The 16,205-nt window shown below is 68.2% G+C and carries 15 protein-coding genes; 12 read left to right on the forward strand and 3 right to left on the reverse strand.

All coding sequences use genetic code 11. The features are described 5' to 3' along the window. The first annotated feature begins 161 nt into the window (after positions 1-161). Positions 162-989 carry an acyl-CoA thioesterase gene (locus A6I89_RS23620; protein WP_022595651.1) on the forward strand — a complete coding sequence of 276 codons (828 nt, stop codon included), beginning with the start codon at positions 162-164 and terminating at the stop codon, positions 987-989. A gap of 91 nt (positions 990-1,080) precedes the next feature. Continuing rightward, positions 1,081-1,686, forward strand: a complete 606-nt coding sequence (gene pdxT / locus A6I89_RS23625) for a pyridoxal 5'-phosphate synthase glutaminase subunit PdxT (protein ID WP_005513543.1) — start codon at positions 1,081-1,083, stop codon at positions 1,684-1,686. Positions 1,687-1,716: 30 nt separating this feature from the next. Here pdxT and A6I89_RS23630 read toward each other — a convergent pair whose 3' ends face one another. Continuing rightward, positions 1,717-2,751 (reverse strand): alpha/beta hydrolase, encoded by a 1,035-nt coding sequence (locus tag A6I89_RS23630; RefSeq protein WP_005513542.1) that lies wholly within the window; start codon positions 2,749-2,751, stop codon positions 1,717-1,719. 295 nt (positions 2,752-3,046) lie between these two features. On the opposite strand from A6I89_RS23630, the gene A6I89_RS23635 reads away from it, so the two are divergent. The 10 genes from A6I89_RS23635 to A6I89_RS23680 all read left to right on the forward strand — a co-directional run bounded on the left by A6I89_RS23635 (position 3,047) and on the right by A6I89_RS23680 (position 14,459). Next, the gene (locus A6I89_RS23635) at positions 3,047-3,799 is read left to right on the forward strand and encodes a YebC/PmpR family DNA-binding transcriptional regulator (RefSeq protein ID WP_005513541.1); all 753 of its coding nucleotides are present in this window, start codon (positions 3,047-3,049) and stop codon (positions 3,797-3,799) included. A gap of 97 nt (positions 3,800-3,896) precedes the next feature. Beyond that, positions 3,897-4,472, forward strand: a complete 576-nt coding sequence (gene ruvC / locus A6I89_RS23640; protein WP_022595653.1) for a crossover junction endodeoxyribonuclease RuvC — start codon at positions 3,897-3,899, stop codon at positions 4,470-4,472. Continuing rightward, entirely contained in the window at positions 4,469-5,074 is a 606-nt protein-coding gene (ruvA, locus tag A6I89_RS23645) for a Holliday junction branch migration protein RuvA (protein ID WP_013415856.1), read from the forward strand. Before ruvC ends, ruvA begins: the two co-directional genes overlap by 4 nt. A 14-nt stretch (positions 5,075-5,088) precedes the next feature. After that, a complete protein-coding gene (ruvB, locus tag A6I89_RS23650; protein ID WP_044990997.1) occupies positions 5,089-6,204 on the forward strand; it encodes a Holliday junction branch migration DNA helicase RuvB in 1,116 nt (371 codons plus the stop codon). A gap of 178 nt (positions 6,205-6,382) precedes the next feature. Next, on the forward strand, positions 6,383-6,715 hold the full coding sequence (yajC, locus tag A6I89_RS23655) for a preprotein translocase subunit YajC (protein ID WP_005513536.1): 333 nt from the start codon (positions 6,383-6,385) through the stop codon (positions 6,713-6,715). Positions 6,716-6,861: 146 nt separating this feature from the next. Continuing rightward, a complete protein-coding gene (secD, locus tag A6I89_RS23660; RefSeq protein ID WP_049910348.1) occupies positions 6,862-8,547 on the forward strand; it encodes a protein translocase subunit SecD in 1,686 nt (561 codons plus the stop codon). A 2-nt stretch (positions 8,548-8,549) separates the two neighbouring features. After that, positions 8,550-9,725 carry a protein translocase subunit SecF gene (gene secF / locus A6I89_RS23665; RefSeq protein ID WP_013415859.1) on the forward strand — a complete coding sequence of 392 codons (1,176 nt, stop codon included), beginning with the start codon at positions 8,550-8,552 and terminating at the stop codon, positions 9,723-9,725. 1 nt (position 9,726) lies between these two features. After that, positions 9,727-11,466 (forward strand): ABC transporter substrate-binding protein, encoded by a 1,740-nt coding sequence (locus tag A6I89_RS23670; RefSeq protein WP_022595657.1) that lies wholly within the window; start codon positions 9,727-9,729, stop codon positions 11,464-11,466. Positions 11,467-11,474: 8 nt separating this feature from the next. Further along, positions 11,475-12,041, forward strand: coding sequence for an adenine phosphoribosyltransferase (locus A6I89_RS23675; RefSeq protein ID WP_013415861.1), 567 nt, complete (start codon positions 11,475-11,477; stop codon positions 12,039-12,041). Positions 12,042-12,122: 81 nt separating this feature from the next. Next, positions 12,123-14,459 carry a RelA/SpoT family protein gene (locus A6I89_RS23680; protein WP_005513524.1) on the forward strand — a complete coding sequence of 779 codons (2,337 nt, stop codon included), beginning with the start codon at positions 12,123-12,125 and terminating at the stop codon, positions 14,457-14,459. Between the two features lie 78 nt (positions 14,460-14,537). On the opposite strand, the gene A6I89_RS23685 is transcribed toward A6I89_RS23680, so the two are convergent. Both A6I89_RS23685 and A6I89_RS23690 read right to left on the reverse strand, forming a co-directional pair. Next, positions 14,538-15,326, reverse strand: a complete 789-nt coding sequence (locus tag A6I89_RS23685; protein ID WP_013415862.1) for a peptidylprolyl isomerase — start codon at positions 15,324-15,326, stop codon at positions 14,538-14,540. Continuing rightward, positions 15,326-16,186, reverse strand: a complete 861-nt coding sequence (locus A6I89_RS23690; RefSeq protein ID WP_005513521.1) for a peptidylprolyl isomerase — start codon at positions 16,184-16,186, stop codon at positions 15,326-15,328. The genes A6I89_RS23685 and A6I89_RS23690 overlap by 1 nt, the downstream gene beginning before the upstream one ends. Positions 16,187-16,205: the final 19 nt, after the last annotated feature.

Raw genomic sequence — 16,205 nt, forward strand, 5'->3', positions numbered from 1 at the left:
CATCAACGTCGACGACATCCCGCAGCCTCACCGGCTCGCCGAGCGCGGCTGGTGACCTTCAGCCGGTAGAACACAACACGACGAACGCGGTGACGGCCCGGTGCGGCCGTCACCGCGTTCGTGCGTTGCTAGCCTGAGCGCACGCGGCGGAAGGGGCCCAGATGGCGAAGATCGAGCAGATCCTGGAACTCGAGCGGCTCGAGCGGGATATCTTCCGCGGTATCGCGACGGAGACGATGCTGCCGCGCACGTTCGGCGGACAGGTCGCCGGGCAGGCGCTGGTGTCCGCGGTGCGGACGGTCGATGAGCACTTCCACGTCCATTCGTTGCACGGCTACTTCCTGCGGCCGGGTAACCCGGTGATGCCGATCGTCTACCTCGTCGACCGGATCCGGGACGGCCGATCGTTCACCACCCGTCGCGTGACCGCTGTGCAGGACGGGCAGGCGATCTTCACGATGTCGGCGTCGTTCCACGTGCTCGACGAGGGCATCGAGCACGAGGACGTGATGCCGACCGTGCCGGCGCCGGAGGACCTGCCGGACGCGGCGTCGCTCGCGTCGGAGGAGAAGTCGTGGGAGTTCCGCGAGTGGGCGGACTGGGACCTGCGCTACGTGCCGACCGAGCAGATCCAGCGTCGGCGGGGTGTGCCGGTGCAACAGCAGGTCTGGTTCCGTTCCCGCGAGGAACTACCCGACGATCCGGTCTTCCACATCTGCACCCTCGCGTACATGAGCGACATGACGCTGTTGGCGTCGGCGAGCACCACCCATCCGGATACTCCGATCCAGAGTGCGTCACTCGATCACGCGCTGTGGTTCATGCGTCCGTTCCGGGCCGACGACTGGCTGCTCTACGACCAGTCGTCCCCGTCTGCCGGTTTCGGCCGGGCGCTCACCCAGGGGCGCATCTTCAATCGCGAGGGGCATCTCGTGGCCGCCGTCGTGCAGGAGGGCCTCACGCGACTCCTGCGGCGCGATCCCGGGTAGATCCGTGCGGATCGGTGGATGCGGGGCGCGTCAGCAGTGGCTGATAGCGTTTCCGTAGTCAATAGCGTCGAATAGTGCAGGACATTCTCTCGTGACCAAACAACCGACCATCGGCGTGCTCGCACTCCAGGGCGACGTCCGCGAGCACCTCGCGGCGCTCGAATCCAGCGGCGCCCGTGCGCTCGGCGTTCGCCGACTCTCCGAACTCGAATCCGTGGACGGCCTGGTGATTCCGGGCGGCGAGTCGACGACGATGAGTCGGCTGCTGACCGTCTTCGATCTCCTCGATCCGATTCGTGCCCGCCTCGAGGACGGGATGCCGGCCTATGGCTCGTGTGCCGGGATGATCCTGCTCGCGAGCGAGGTGCTCGACACCCGCCCCGATGCGCAGCACCTCGACGGGCTCGACATGACGGTGCGGCGCAACGCCTTCGGACGTCAGGTGGACTCGTTCGAGGCCGACCTCGACTTCACCGGCATCGACGGCGATCCGGTCCGCGCGGTGTTCATCCGCGCGCCGTGGGTCGAGCGGGTCGGGCCCGGTGTGGACGTCCTGGCCCGGGTGCCGGAAGGCCCCGCCGCCGACCACATCGTGGCCGTGCGGCAGGGCCCGGTCCTCGCGACCTCGTTCCACCCCGAGGTCACCGGCGATCGTCGCGTCCACCAACTGTTCGTCGACATGGTGCGGGGTAACTGACCCCAAACCCGGCAGCGTCCGAGGGGCGCGTCACCACGCGTTCAGGGCGTCGAGGATCTGCGGACGCGACTTCCACAACTCCGCGGACCAGTAACCCCACGCGTGCGTGCCGTCGGGCGTGAAGTCGTACGTCGCAGGGATCCCGAGGCTGTTCAGCCGCGCCTCGAAGGCGCGGGTGTTCATCAGTGCCAGCGATTCGAGACCCATCGCGTTGGACGTGTTGAACGACGTCACCGAACCCGATGATCCGAGGGAACCGCGCAGATCGGACGAGCCGAGGGATCCCAGCAGAGCGCCCGGTGCGTCGTACTCGCCGGGCAGGCCGTTGCCCGAGGAGATGTACATCGACAGACCCTTGAGCAGTGGTGCGAACACGAAGGGATCGTTGCGCATCCACCGGCCGTCCCACGGCGGGCCCCACATGGCATCGGAGTTGTACCCACCGGCGTCGAGCATCGCGATCCGGATCATCTCGCGCATGCCGGGAGCCGACAGATTGAGGTAGCCGGAGTAGGAACCTGCGAACTTGAACTGGTCGCGGTGATAGGCGGCCAGCGTGAGCGCCGCCGAGCCGCCCATCGACAGACCCGTCACCGCGTTGTTGGTGCGGGAGACGCCGCGGGTCTCGAGGTAGGCGGGCAGTTCCTGGGTCAGGAAGGTCTCCCACTTGTAGGTGATCTTCTGCCCGTTGAAGTTGCTCGGGGCGTACCAGTCCGTATAGAAGCTGGACTGTCCGCCGACCGGCATCACCAGGGTGACGTTGTCCAGGGCGAACTGCTCGAACGCGTTGGTCTCGAACGACCAGGCGTTGCGGTCGTCCCGCGCGCGCATGCCGTCGAGCAGGTAGAGAGCGGCGTTACCCCCGCGCGCCGCCCACTGGATCTGGACCTTGATCGGGCCCATCGTCGAGTCGACCCACGCCTCCTCGTAGCCACCGCGTGGGGCAGCGTTCGCGGTGGTCGTGCCCGTCACCGCCGTCAGCGCCGGCAACAGCAGAGCTGCCGCCACGAGTCCGATCAGTCGCTTCTTCAGACGGTGGGTCGATCCCGGTCTGTGAGTGCGCATTCATTCGCCTTTCCCCCAACGATCCGGGCATCCGCATGTTCGCGCCCCCGCGCGAGAGACGCCGTCCGTCGTTCTCGATCACACATCGTTGATGTCTCTGGAAGGGTCCATTGTGCCCGACGCGCTGTCTTGGGAACGTCGGCAACATCTACCGGATCGTAACCTTCCGGGGGAGGCGGTGTGTCCGGACCGGACGGGTGTGCAGGTAGCATCGAATCTCCGACAAGTGTGCAGTCGAATTGCCGTGGGATTTGTCGTATCTGCCACGGCGCACTGCAGGAAGGGGCTCCCACGAATGAGCGGCCACTCCAAATGGGCCACCACCAAGCACAAGAAGGCCGTGATCGACGCCAAGCGCGGCAAGATGTTCGCGAAGCTGATCAAGAACATCGAGGTGGCAGCTCGTACGGGTGGTGGCGATCCGTCGGGTAACCCCACCCTCTACGACGCCATCCAGAAGGCCAAGAAGAGCTCGGTCCCGAACGACAACATCGAGCGCGCTCGCAAGCGTGGCGGTGGCGAGGAAGCCGGCGGCGCCGACTGGCAGACCATCATGTACGAGGGCTACGGCCCCAACGGTGTCGCCGTGCTGATCGAGTGCCTCACCGACAACCGCAACCGCGCCGCCGGCGAGGTTCGCACCGCGATGACCCGCAACGGCGGCAACATGGCGGACCCCGGTTCGGTCTCGTACCTGTTCACGCGCAAGGGCGTCGTGGTGCTCGAGAAGAACGGTCGCACCGAGGACGATCTGCTGGAGATCGTGCTCGAGGCGGGTGCCGAGGAGATCAACGATCTCGGTGAGAGCTTCGAGATCGTGTGCGAGGCCGGGGATCTGATCCCGGTCCGCACCGCGCTGGTCGATGCCGGCGTCGACTACGAGTCGGCCGATCCGGACTTCCGTGCGTCCGTCGAGGTTCCGGTCGACGCCGAGGGTGCCCGCAAGGTGTTCAAGCTCGTCGACGCCCTCGAGGACTCCGACGACGTCCAGAACGTCTACACCAACGTCGACGTCTCCGACGAGGTGCTCGCCGAACTCGACGCCTAGGCTCCGGCGGCGCCGACTGCGTGTTGGTGCATCGTCACGCGCCCACCTCCCGCTATGCTCGAACAACTGTTCGGAAAGTAGTGCGAGAGGTGGGCGCGTGCGTGTTCTGGGTGTCGACCCCGGCCTGACGCGATGCGGCTTCGGCGTCGTGGACGCGGGCCGTGGCCGGGAGGTGAGGCCCGTGGCGGTCGACGTCGTGCGGACCCCGCCCGAGATGGAACTCGCGTCGCGTCTCCTGCGGATCTCGGAGGCGGCCGACGAGTGGCTCGACCGGTTCCGGCCCACGGTCGTCGCGGTCGAGCGAGTGTTCGCGCAGCACAATGTACGAACCGCGATGGGGACGGCACAGGCCGGCGGTGTGGTGGCCCTCGCGGCGGCCAAGCGGGGTATTCCTGTGTGCTTTCACACGCCGAGCCAGGTCAAGGCCTCGGTCACGGGTAGCGGTACCGCCGACAAGAAGCAGGTCACCGCGATGGTCACCCGCATTCTCGGACTGGACACCCCGCCGAAGCCGGCCGATGCGGCCGACGCGCTCGCGCTGGCGATCTGCCATTGTTGGCGCGCGCCGATGCTCGAGCGGATGGCCGCGATGGAAGCGGCGGCGGCGGAGCAGAAGCGGCGGTACGAGGCACGGCTGAAGGAAATTGCGGCCGGAAAGGCAGGAACACGGTGATCGCTTCGGTTCGGGGTGAGGTTCTCGAGGTCGGGCTGGACCATGCGGTGATCGAGGCCGCGGGCGTCGGGTACCGCGTCAACGCGACACCCGCCACCCTGGCGACCCTTCGGCGGGGCGACGAATCGCGCCTGTTGACGGCGATGATCGTCCGTGAGGACTCGATGACGCTGTACGGCTTCGCCGACGCGGAGTCGCGAGATCTGTTCGGCCTGCTGCAGACGGTGTCCGGGGTGGGGCCGCGGCTGGCGATGGCGATACTCGCGGTCCTCGAACCCGAGGCGCTCCGCAAGGCCCTCGCAGAGGGCAATGTCACCGCGCTCACTCGTGTTCCGGGCATCGGCAAGCGCGGCGCCGAACGCATGGTCGTCGAGCTTCGCGACAAGGTCGAGGCCGTCGCCGTGACCGGTGATCTGCCGGGCGCGGGTGCGGCCACGTCCGCGAGCGTCGTCCGTGACCAGGTGGTCGAGGCGCTGACCGGTCTCGGCTTCAAGCTCGAGCACGCGGAGAAGGCCACCGACACCGTGGTGGCGGCCGATCCGGAGGCTCCGACGTCCACAGTCCTGCGGTCGGCACTCGCGCTGCTCGGGAAGACACGATGATCTACGGCGACGGTATGGACGACGCCGGAGGCGCCCGCGACGCGTCGGACGAGTCGGCGGTCACGGCGAATTTCGTCTCGTCGGACGGCGAGGTCGAAGCGAGCCTGCGTCCGAAGAACCTGAGCGACTTCATCGGCCAGCCGCGGGTCCGCGAACAGCTGCAACTGGTGCTCACCGGCGCGAAGCTGCGCGGTGGGACTCCCGACCACGTGCTGTTGTCCGGACCGCCCGGCCTGGGTAAGACGAGCATGGCGATGATCATCGCGACGGAGCTCGGCACCTCGCTGCGGCTGACGTCGGGTCCCGCGCTCGAACGCGCCGGCGACCTCGCGGCGATGCTCAGCAATCTGGTCGAGGGCGACGTGCTGTTCATCGACGAGATCCACCGGATGGCGCGGCCCGCCGAGGAGATGCTGTATCTCGCGATGGAGGACTTCCGGGTCGATGTCGTGGTGGGGAAGGGGCCGGGCGCGACGTCGATCCCCCTCGAGGTCGCCCCTTTCACTCTGGTCGGAGCCACCACCCGTTCGGGTGCGCTCACCGGGCCGCTCCGGGACCGCTTCGGCTTCACCGCGCACATGGACTTCTACGAGCCGCACGAGCTGCAGCTCATCCTGCTCCGATCGGCCGGCATCCTCGGGATCGAACTCGGCGAGGAGGCCGGTGCGGAGATCGCGGGGCGCTCGCGTGGCACGCCGCGCATCGCGAATCGGCTGCTGCGCCGGGTCCGTGACTACGCGGAGGTCCGCGCCGACGGCATCATCACCCGCGAGATCGCGCAGGCGGCGCTGGCGGTGTACGACGTGGACCAGCTCGGCCTCGACCGGTTGGACCGGGCGGTGCTGGGCGCGCTGGTCCGAAGCTTCGGTGGTGGGCCGGTGGGAGTCTCGACGCTGGCCGTCGCGGTGGGGGAGGAACCCTCGACGGTCGAGGAGGTGTGTGAGCCGTTCCTGGTCCGGGCGGGCATGATCGCCCGGACGCCGCGCGGTCGCGTCGCGACGGCGGCCGCGTGGGCGCAACTGGGCCTCACACCTCCGCCGGACGCCGCGGTGGGCGGCATCGAGGTCCGCGCCCGCGAACCGCAGCTCGGTCTGTTCGACCCGCAGGACCCGGACGGGGATGAATCGTGAGGTGATTTCACCGCCCGGGAACCCTCGTTGTTCGATATGAGCGAAATGCCATCGGTGACGATTTCCCTTTCGCGCGACCCGCTAGTGGCACACTGGTCACTAGCGCGGGGCCGACCGGTCCCGTGATCATCGCCGTGTGTAACGCCTTACATGACGAAACCCGAGGACTGACTTCCTGATGGAATTGCTGTTTCCGCTTCTGATTCTTGCTCTGCTCGTGCCGATGTTTCTCGGCATCAGGCGCCAGAAGAAGGAGATGCAGAAGACCGCCGATCTGCAGGACTCCCTGAAGATCGGTGACCGTGTCATGACCACTGCCGGCCTCCACGCGACGGTGGCCGGACTGGACGAGGGAACGGTCGATCTCGAGATCGCTCCCGGTGTCGTCACCACCTGGTCGCGGATGGTCGTCCGTGAGCATGTGGTCGACGAGGACGCAGCCGGCACCGAGTCCGTCGAGCACGACGACGAGACCCCGGACGACACGCAGCGTCGCCTGAACGGCGAATAGTGCGGTAGCCGCCCTCGTCGGCAGGATTTCCCCCTGCCGACGAGGGCGTGTTCACGCTCGGCCCGCCGAGCGGCTCGCTTGTCTTTTTTGCGTCATCACCTTTGCGTCATCATCTGAACCGCACGTACCGAGGAGACAGACAGACCGTGGCACCTTCGACAGGATCGGTGCACCCAGTGCGCGCGCTCGCCGTTTTCACGGCGCTCGTCGCCGCGCTGTATGCGCTGGTCTTCTTCACCGGAGACAAGTCCCCGACTCCCGAGCTCGGGATCGACCTGCAGGGCGGAACACGTGTCACCCTCACCGCGCGGACACCGGACGGCAGTACACCCAGCCAGGACAGCCTCCGTCAGGCCCAGCAGATCATCGAGACGCGCGTCAACGGCCTGGGCGTCTCCGGGTCCGAGGTGGTGATCGACGGTGACAACCTGGTGATCACGGTGCCCGGCGACGACAGCTCGCAGGCACGGTCGCTCGGTCAGACTGCCCGGCTCTACATTCGCCCGGTCGTCGGCTCGCAGGCCGCAGCTGCCCCCGGTGCGCAGCCGGCACCTGCGACGCAGGCCCCGACCACGCCGGCTCCGGCGCCGACCGAGCCCGCCGCCACCCCCGACGTGCAGGAGCGCCCGTTCCCGGCGCAGGATCCCACCGAGCCGGCCGAACCCTCGCCGTCTCCGGCGCCCGCTCCCGCGCCCGGTGAGCCTGTACCCGGTTCTCCCGAGGCAGCCGCAGCCGAGATCGCCAAGGCGAAGGAGACACGTCAGAGCGAGGACCCGGCGGTCCAGCAGCAGGCGATGGCCACGCTCGACTGCTCGGCGCCCGATCCGCTCCAGGGCAACGATGACCCGAATCTGCCGCTCGTCGCCTGTTCGACGGACGGCACCACCGTGTACCTGCTGGCGCCGAGCATCATCGACGGCCAGGAGATCTCCGACGCCAGCTCCGGTTACAACACGCAGCAGTCCCGCTACGAGGTGAGCCTGAGCTTCAAGTCGAGCGGCAGCTCCACCTGGGCGCAGTTCACCGCCGCCAACATCGGCAAGCAGGCCGCCTTCACGCTCGACTCGAAGGTCGTCAGCGCGCCCGTCGTGCAGGGTGCGACGCCGGCCGGTAGCTCGACCTCGATCACCGGCCAGTTCAACCAGACGCAGGCGCAGGAACTCGCGAACACCCTCAAGTACGGGTCGCTGCCGCTGTCGTTCCAGGCGTCCGAGGCCGAGACGGTCTCGGCGACCCTGGGACTCGCGTCGCTCGAGGCGGGCCTCATCGCCGGCGCGGTGGGCCTCGTGCTCGTGCTCGTCTACTGCCTCGTCTACTACCGCATGCTGGGCGTATTGACCGCGCTGTCACTGGTGTTGTCGGGTCTCATGGTCTACGCCGTGATGGTGCTGCTCGGCCGGTACATCGGCTTCACCCTCGACCTGGCGGGCATCGCCGGTCTGATCATCGGTATCGGCATGACAGCCGACTCGTTCGTCGTGTTCTTCGAGCGGATCAAGGACGAGATGCGCGAGGGCCGGAGCTTCCGGTCCGCCGTACCACGTGGTTGGGCGCGTGCGCGCCGGACGATCCTGTCCGGTAACGCGGTCAGCTTCATCGCGGCTGCGGTCCTGTACGTCCTCGCCGTCGGCCAGGTGCGCGGCTTCGCGTTCACCCTCGGCCTCACGACGATCCTCGACGTGGTCGTGGTGTTCCTGGTGACCTGGCCGCTGGTGTACATGGCATCCAAGTCCCGCTTCTGGTCGAAGCCCGGCGTCAACGGTCTCGGCGCGGTCCAGCAGGTCGCTCGCGAACGCAAGCTGGTCGCGGCGTCGACCTCCGAGGAGGCATGAAAATGAGTGAGTCGAACACCTCTGCAACCTCCTCCGGGGCGACCGAGGCAGCCTCCGATCGTGCAGTGCTGCCGCACCACAGCTGGCTCCAGCGGCTCTACACCGGTACCGGCGGATTCGAGGTCGTCGGACGCCGCAAGTTCTACTACTGGTTGACCGGTGCGATCGTCGCGCTGTCGCTCCTGAGTATCCTCGTGCGCGGCTTCTCCCTCGGCATCGAGTTCGAGGGCGGCACCCGCATCCAGTTCCCGACCCCGGAGGGTGTGACCACCGAACAGGTCGAGACGGTCTACAGCGACACCCTCGGCCAGGAGCCGGTCTCGGTGCAGACGGTGGGCTCGGGCTCGAGTTCGTCGGTCGAGATCCGCTCCGAGGCGCTCGACGCCGGTCAGGTCAACGAGCTGCAGAACGCGCTGTACGACGAGTTCCAGCCGAAGGACAGCAACGGCAACACGTCGAAGAACGCGATCAGCGTCGCGGACGTCAGCGAGACGTGGGGCGGGCAGATCACCAAGAAGGCGCTCATCGCGCTCGTGGTGTTCCTCGTCATCGTCAGCATCTACATCGCTGTCCGGTTCGAAAGAGACATGGCGATCGCCGCGATCGTGTCGTTGTTCTTCGACATGATCGTCACCGCCGGCGTGTACTCGCTGATCGGTTTCGAGGTGACGCCGGCGACGGTGATCGGTCTACTCACGATCCTCGGCTTCTCGCTCTACGACACCGTCGTCGTGTTCGACAAGGTGGAGGAGAACACCCGGGGAATCCTGCACCTGAACCGGCGGACGTACGCCGAGCAGGCGAACCTGGCCGTCAACCAGACGCTGATGCGGTCGATCAACACCACGGTCATCTCGATCCTCCCGGTGATCGCGCTGATGGTGGTCGCGGTGTGGCTGCTGGGTATCGGCACCCTCAAGGATCTGGCACTGGTCCAGTTGGTGGGCATCATCGTCGGCGCCTACTCGTCGATCTTCACCGCGACGCCGATGCTGGTGTCGATCAAGGAACGGTGGGGGCCGGTCGCCGCACACACCAAGAAGGTGCTCGCGAAGAGGGCGGCCGCCGGCACCCGTGTCGGGGCGTCGCAGCCCGAACCTCGGGTTAGCGCGGCGGCGGGTCCCGCGCCGCGACCCGGTGCGGTACCGACCGGGAAGCGCAACAAGAAGAGGCACTGACATGGCGGACGCCACCAGTCGCAGCAGGTTCCGCCGCCGGGCGGCCAGGTCGATCGTCGCCCTGGCCGCCGCGGCCGCGGTCGGCGCGACCGCAGCGTGCAGCAGTGAACCGACCGATCAGGTGCCCTCGTTGGGCTACGCGATCGACAACGTCGTCACCACCTACAACGGCAACACCGTCGAGGGCTCGGCGACCGGGGCGCTGCAGTCGTTCGGTCGGGTTCTCACCGGTATGAGTTACACGGGTCCGTCGGGTGCACCGGTGGCGGACACCGATTTCGGAACCGCGAGCGTGGTGCCCGGGGACTCGCTCACCGTGCAGTACCGACTCAACCCGTCGTCGGTCTACTCGGACGGGGTGCCGATCTCGTGTGACGACTTCGTGCTCGCATGGGCGGCCGGCAGCGGCCGCTTCACCCGGCCCGGCGACAGCGGTGCGGTGCCGATGTTCGACGCCGCCACGCGTGCCGGCTACGCGGACATCGAACGGGTCGACTGCCAGCCCGGGGCCAAGGACGTCACGGTCGTGTTCTCGCCCGGCCGCGGCTACCTCGGCTGGCGGTCGTTGTTCGGCGCCACCGAGCTGATGCCGGCGCACGTCGCCGCGCAGGCTGCGGGTGTGCCGGACCTGGTCGGTGCTATCCGTTCCGGCGATGCGGACGCGGTGGGGCGGATCGCGGATTTCTGGAACACCGGTTGGCGTCTCGAGCCCGGCGACCTCGAACTGGCCAAGTTCCCGTCGTCGGGTCCGTACCGGATCGAGTCGTACACGACCGACGACGGCCTGGTGCTCGTGGAGAACGAGCGGTGGTGGGGTATCAAGCCGCAGACGTCGCGGATCGTGGTGTGGCCCAAGGGCTCCGACGTGCAGGCCGGAATGGATGCCGGGGACGTCGAAGTCGTGGACATCGGTGCCGGTTCGCTGGCCGGGTTCGAGCCGGACGGCGGATTCGACGTCGCACACGAGCCGTCGCGCAGTGTGGAGCAGTTCGTGCTCGCGACGCAGGGTGTGTTCGGTTCGCCCGACGCCCGCCGCGCGTTCGCGCTGTGTCTGCCGCGGCAGCGGCTGTACGACGAACTCGGTCACCCCGGGTTCGACCGTGCGGACGGCATCGGATCGGGTGTGATCGACTCCCGGATCACGGGGCCGGACACGCTGTTCTACCCGTCGGCGGTCGCCGCGGAAGGCGGCACGTACACCGACCCCGACATCCCCGGAGCGCGCGAGGCCGCCGGTCAGCAGCAACTGACCGTCCGTGTCGGGTACCTCGGCCCGGACGAGCGTCGTGCGCGCACCGTGCAGATCGTCGCCGAGTCCTGCGCCGGCGCCGGTATCACCGTCGAGGACGCGGGTTCACCCGACTTCTCCCCGACGGCGCTGCGCGCCGGACAGGTCGATGCGGTGCTGGCAGGCACCGCGTCCGCGGCCGGTGCTGCCGGGACCGACTCGATCGACGACGCGGCGTTCGCGCTGCGGACCGGCAACGGCGACAACTTCGGCGGCTTCTCGAACCGCCGGTTCGACCAGGTGGTCGACCAGCTCGCCGTCGACGCGTCGCTCGCGGCCCGCATGTCGCTGCTCGGCGAGGCCGAGGCGATCCTGTGGAACGAGATGCCGACGATCCCGCTGTTCGACCAGCCCCGCACGATCGCGCACTCGAAGGGCATGCACGCCGTCGTGCCCAATCCGACGAGGTCCGGTTCGGGATGGAACATGGACAGGTGGATACTTCTCAGGTGATTTCTCAGATGGATGCACCCGAAGCCACGAACCCGGAACTCGCCTCGGCGCTCGAGCGTGCGGGTGATGCGGTCTCCCGTCTGACCCGTTGGTGCGACGACTTCCCGACGCCCGGTGTCCGGTTCGCGGATCTCACGCCGGTGTTCGCGGACGGGCCGGGATACCGGTCGGTGATCGAGGGTCTCGCGGCCGCCGGCGTCGGAGCCGATCTGGTTGCCGGGGTCGACGCTCGCGGGTTCCTGCTCGGCGGCGGTGTCGCGATGGAACTCGGATGCGGCGTCCTCGCGGTCCGTAAGGCGGGCAAGCTGCCGCCGCCGGTGCACGCCGAGAGCTACGCGCTCGAGTACGGCGCCGCGACACTGGAGATTCCGTGTGACGCGCCCGATCTGTCGGGGCGCCGGGTGTTCGTGATCGACGACGTGCTGGCCACCGGCGGCACCCTGCTCGCGGCGGCGGAGCTGCTGGCGCGGGCCGGTGCGGACGTGATCGGCGTGGCCGTCGTCCTCGAGATCGAGGAGTTGGGCGGGCGTGCGCGGTTCGACCGGTACCCGCTGACATCGCTGGTCAGAGTCTGAGGACTACAGTTGTGCCTGGTGGTGTAGCAGTGCCGCCAGGTTCCGAGTGGCCGTGGCAGTGCGGTGGCAGGAGGTGACGGCATGACCCAGCATCTTGATCGTTCCCAGAACACTGATGCCACGAATACCGGCGGGGCGAATCCCGCCGAGAAGAGCGCGCCGGTGCCGACGTCGGCATCGCGGCGGGTGCGGGCGCGACTGGCTCGCCGCATCACCGGTCAGCGCAACGCGCCGATCCGGCCGGTGCTCGAGCCGCTCGTCGCGGTGCACCGCGAGCTCTATCCGAAGGCCGATTTCTCGCTGCTGCAGCGCGCGTACGACGTCGCCGAGCAGCGGCACGCGACGCAGTTCCGCAAGTCGGGCGATCCGTACATCACGCATCCGCTGGCGGTGGCCAACATCCTGGCGGAGTTGGGCATGGACACCACGACACTGGTCGCGGCGTTGCTGCACGACACGGTGGAGGACACCGGATACTCGCTCGAGGAGTTGACGGCCGAGTTCGGCGACGAGGTGGCGCATCTCGTCGACGGCGTGACCAAGCTCGACAAGGTCGTGCTCGGATCGGCGGCCGAGGGCGAGACCATCCGCAAGATGATCATCGCGATGGCGCGGGATCCGCGGGTGCTGGTGATCAAGGTCGCCGACCGCCTGCACAACATGCGCACGATGCGCTTCCTGCCGCCCGAGAAGCAGGCGCGCAAGGCTCGCGAGACGCTGGAAGTCATTGCGCCACTGGCACATCGACTCGGCATGGCGACGGTGAAGTGGGAGCTCGAGGACCTCTCGTTCGCGATCCTGCATCCCAAGAAGTACGAGGAGATCGTGCGCCTGGTCGCGGACCGGGCGCCGTCGCGGGACACGTACCTGGCCAAGGTGCGGGCGGAGATCAATGCGACGCTGTCCGCGTCGCGGATCAACGCGGTCGTCGAGGGCCGGCCCAAGCACTACTGGTCGATCTACCAGAAGATGATCGTCAAGGGCCGCGACTTCGACGACATCCACGACCTGGTCGGCGTGCGGATCCTGTGCGACGAGATCCGGGACTGTTACGCCGCGGTCGGCGTGGTGCATTCGCTGTGGCAGCCGATGGCGGGCCGGTTCAAGGACTACATCGCGCAGCCCCGCTACGGCGTGTACCAGTCCTTGCACACGACCGTGATCGGACCCGAGGGCAAGCCGCTCGAGGTGCAGATTCGCACCCGGGACATGCACCGCACCGCGGAGTTCGGTATCGCCGCGCACTGGCGGTACAAGGAGACCAAGGGCAAGCACTCGAACGACATCGCCGAGGTCGACGACATGGCGTGGATGCGCCAGTTGCTCGACTGGCAGCGTGAGGCGGCGGACCCGGGCGAGTTCCTCGAGTCGCTGCGCTACGACCTCGCGGTGAAGGAGATCTTCGTCTTCACCCCGAAGGGTGACGTGGTGACACTGCCGGCGGGATCCACGCCGGTCGACTTCGCGTACGCGGTGCACACCGAGGTGGGCCACCGCTGCATCGGCGCCCGGGTCAACGGCCGGCTGGTGGCGCTCGAGCGGACCCTCGAGAACGGCGAGGTCGTCGAGGTCTTCACGTCGAAGGCCCCGAACGCCGGGCCGAGCCGCGACTGGCAGACGTTCGTGGTGTCGCCGCGCGCGAAGGCGAAGATTCGGCAGTGGTTCGCCAAGGAGCGCCGCGAGGAGGCGCTCGAGGCGGGCAAGGACGCCATCGCGCGTGAGGTGCGCCGCGGTGGTCTTCCGTTGCAGCGCCTGCTCAATGCCGAGGCCATGACCGCGCTGGCGCACGAGCTGCGGTACACGGACGTCTCGGCGCTGTACACCGCGGTGGGCGAGCACAACGTGTCCGCCCAGCACGTGGTGCAGCGGCTCGTGGCGCATCTCGGTGGCGAGACCGCCGTCGAGGAGGAGCTGGCAGAGCGGTCGACACCGTCGACTATCCCCACCCGATCGCGCACGTCCGGAGACGTCGGCGTGCTCGTGCCGGGCGCACCGGGCACCGTGGCGAAGCTCGCCAAGTGCTGCACCCCGGTGCCGGGAGACGAGATCATGGGGTTCGTCACGCGCGGCGGCGCCGTCAGCGTGCACCGCACGGACTGCACCAACGCGACGTCGCTGCGCGAGCAGTCGGAGCGGATCATCGACGTCGAGTGGGCGCCGTCGCCGACGTCGCTGTTCCTCGTCGCCATCCAGATCGAGGCGCTCGACCGGCACCGGCTGCTGTCGGACGTCACGAAGGCGCTCGCGGACGAGAAGGTCAACATCCTGTCGGCGTCGGTCACCACATCCGGTGACCGGGTCGCCGTCAGCAAGTTCACGTTCGAGATGGGCGATCCGAAGCACCTCGGTCACGTGCTCAACGTGGTCCGCAACGTCGAGGGCGTCTACGACGTCTACCGCGTCACCTCGGCGGCCTGAGAACCCCCGATACACGGCTGAAGGGTCCCTTCGTGCGTTGGGAGCGCACGAAGGGACCCTTCAGCTGTTCGGGACGGGTCAGGCGACCTTGGCGGTCTCGATGGTGACCGTGTCGGTCGGTGTGCCGTCGCCCGGGGACGTGGAACCCTCGACGCCCGCAGCGGCAATCTTGTCGAGCGTCGCCAGACCCTCGTCGGAGATCGTGCCGACCACGGTGTAGTTGGGCTGCAGCAGCGAGTCCTCGAACACCAGGAAGAACTGGCTGCCGTTGGTGTCGACGCCGGCGTTGGCCAGCGCGACGGTGCCGCGCGGGTACACGACGGGGTTGCTCGACGCCGGGTCGTTCGGTGCGAACTGGTTCGTCGGGTACTCGTTGTCGTACCGGTAGCCGGGTCCGCCGCTGCCGCGACCGCTGGGGTCACCGCACTGGAGCATGCCCAGGCCGGGAGCAGTGGAGATCCGGTGGCAGGGGGTGTTGTCGAAGTAGGCCTGCTCGGTGAGGCTGACGATGCTGTTGACACTGCACGGCGCTTCACCGCGGTCGAGAGTCATGCCGATCGGCCCCTGGCCGGTGGTGAGGTCGACGGCGACGGTTCCGGCCGTGGAGACAGCGGTCCCGTTGGGCGGTTGCACTTCCTTCGCGGCCGTGCCGGCGGCCGGGTACGTGCAGTCGACGGTCGGTGCCGCGGGTGCGGACGGCGCGGGCAGCGCCGGGTACTGCGACAGGTCGATCTTCGGGGCCTCGGGGGTGGTCCACATGCTCGACGAACTCGTCGTCGTGTCGGACGATCCGCCGTCGTCGCTGCCGCACGCGGTGAGGAGGAGGGCGAGGCCGAGTCCGGCTGCCGCGAATGCCGTGCGCTTCATCAATCCAACCTCACGCTGGTGATGTCGATGGGCAGGTTCGGCTTGCCGCCGCCCGCGGACATCGATCCGTCGTCGCCGGCGGCGGCGACTTTCTCGATGGTCTGGAGTCCGGTCTCGTCGATCGTGCCGAACACCGTGTACTGCGGCGGCAGCGTCGAGTCGCCGTAGACGAGGAAGAACTGGCTGCCGTTGGTGCCCGCGCCGGCGTTGGCCATCGCGATGGTGCCGCGCTTGTAGGTGACGGGCGTCTGGGCGGCCAGGTCGTCGGGCGCGTACTGGTCGGTGGGGAACTCGTTCGCGAACTGGTAGCCCGGTCCGCCGCTGCCGGTGCCCGTCGGATCGCCGCACTGCAGCACCTGCAGGCCCTCTCCGGTGACGAGGCGGTGGCAGGTGGTGCCGTCGAAGTAGCCCTGTGACGCGAGGCTGACGAAACTGTTCACGGTGCAGGGGGATTCGGCGTTGTTCAGCGTCAGCCCGATGGGGCCCTGCGTCGTTTCCATGCTCGCGCTGACCGTCGCGACCGTCGTGTCGATGCCCTCGGCGCGCGGCGGGTTGTTCGGCTTGGCGGGGGCCTCGGCCGGCGTGTACGCACAGTTGACGAGGTTGGGCAGCGGCTCGGCGCGGCCCGCGGGCATCGCAGCGGCGCTGGGCGTCTCGGACGCGGCGGTGGTCTCCGTCGAGTTGTCGTCCTTGCCGGACAGCGTGACGACGACGGCACCGACCGCGATCACGACGATCGCGCCGACGATCGACCCGGCGATCGTCATCTGCTTGCGCTTCCGTGCGCGTTCGGCGCGCCGTTCGAGCTGGCGTTCCAGCTTTCGTTTCGCAGCCTCACGGCGCTGCTGATTGCTCGGCACTGCAGTCGTCCTCCCGTAC

The sequence above is a fragment of the Prescottella equi genome, assembly GCF_002094305.1.
Lineage (GTDB): Bacteria > Actinomycetota > Actinomycetes > Mycobacteriales > Mycobacteriaceae > Prescottella > Prescottella equi.

Bases quoted from the DNA above. Each gene is read 5' to 3' on its own strand.
- A6I89_RS23620 (WP_022595651.1), top strand. From the start codon at position 162: ATGGCGAAGATCGAGCAGATCCTGGAACTCGAGCGGCTCGAGCGGGAT.
- A6I89_RS23630 (WP_005513542.1), bottom strand. From the start codon at position 2,751: ATGCGCACTCACAGACCGGGATCGACCCACCGTCTGAAGAAGCGACTG.
- A6I89_RS23635 (WP_005513541.1), top strand. From the start codon at position 3,047: ATGAGCGGCCACTCCAAATGGGCCACCACCAAGCACAAGAAGGCCGTG.
- ruvB (WP_044990997.1), top strand. From the start codon at position 5,089: ATGGACGACGCCGGAGGCGCCCGCGACGCGTCGGACGAGTCGGCGGTC.
- yajC (WP_005513536.1), top strand. From the start codon at position 6,383: ATGGAATTGCTGTTTCCGCTTCTGATTCTTGCTCTGCTCGTGCCGATG.
- secF (WP_013415859.1), top strand. From the start codon at position 8,550: ATGAGTGAGTCGAACACCTCTGCAACCTCCTCCGGGGCGACCGAGGCA.
- A6I89_RS23670 (WP_022595657.1), top strand. From the start codon at position 9,727: ATGGCGGACGCCACCAGTCGCAGCAGGTTCCGCCGCCGGGCGGCCAGG.
- A6I89_RS23675 (WP_013415861.1), top strand. From the start codon at position 11,475: ATGGATGCACCCGAAGCCACGAACCCGGAACTCGCCTCGGCGCTCGAG.
- A6I89_RS23680 (WP_005513524.1), top strand. From the start codon at position 12,123: ATGACCCAGCATCTTGATCGTTCCCAGAACACTGATGCCACGAATACC.
- A6I89_RS23685 (WP_013415862.1), bottom strand. From the start codon at position 15,326: ATGAAGCGCACGGCATTCGCGGCAGCCGGACTCGGCCTCGCCCTCCTC.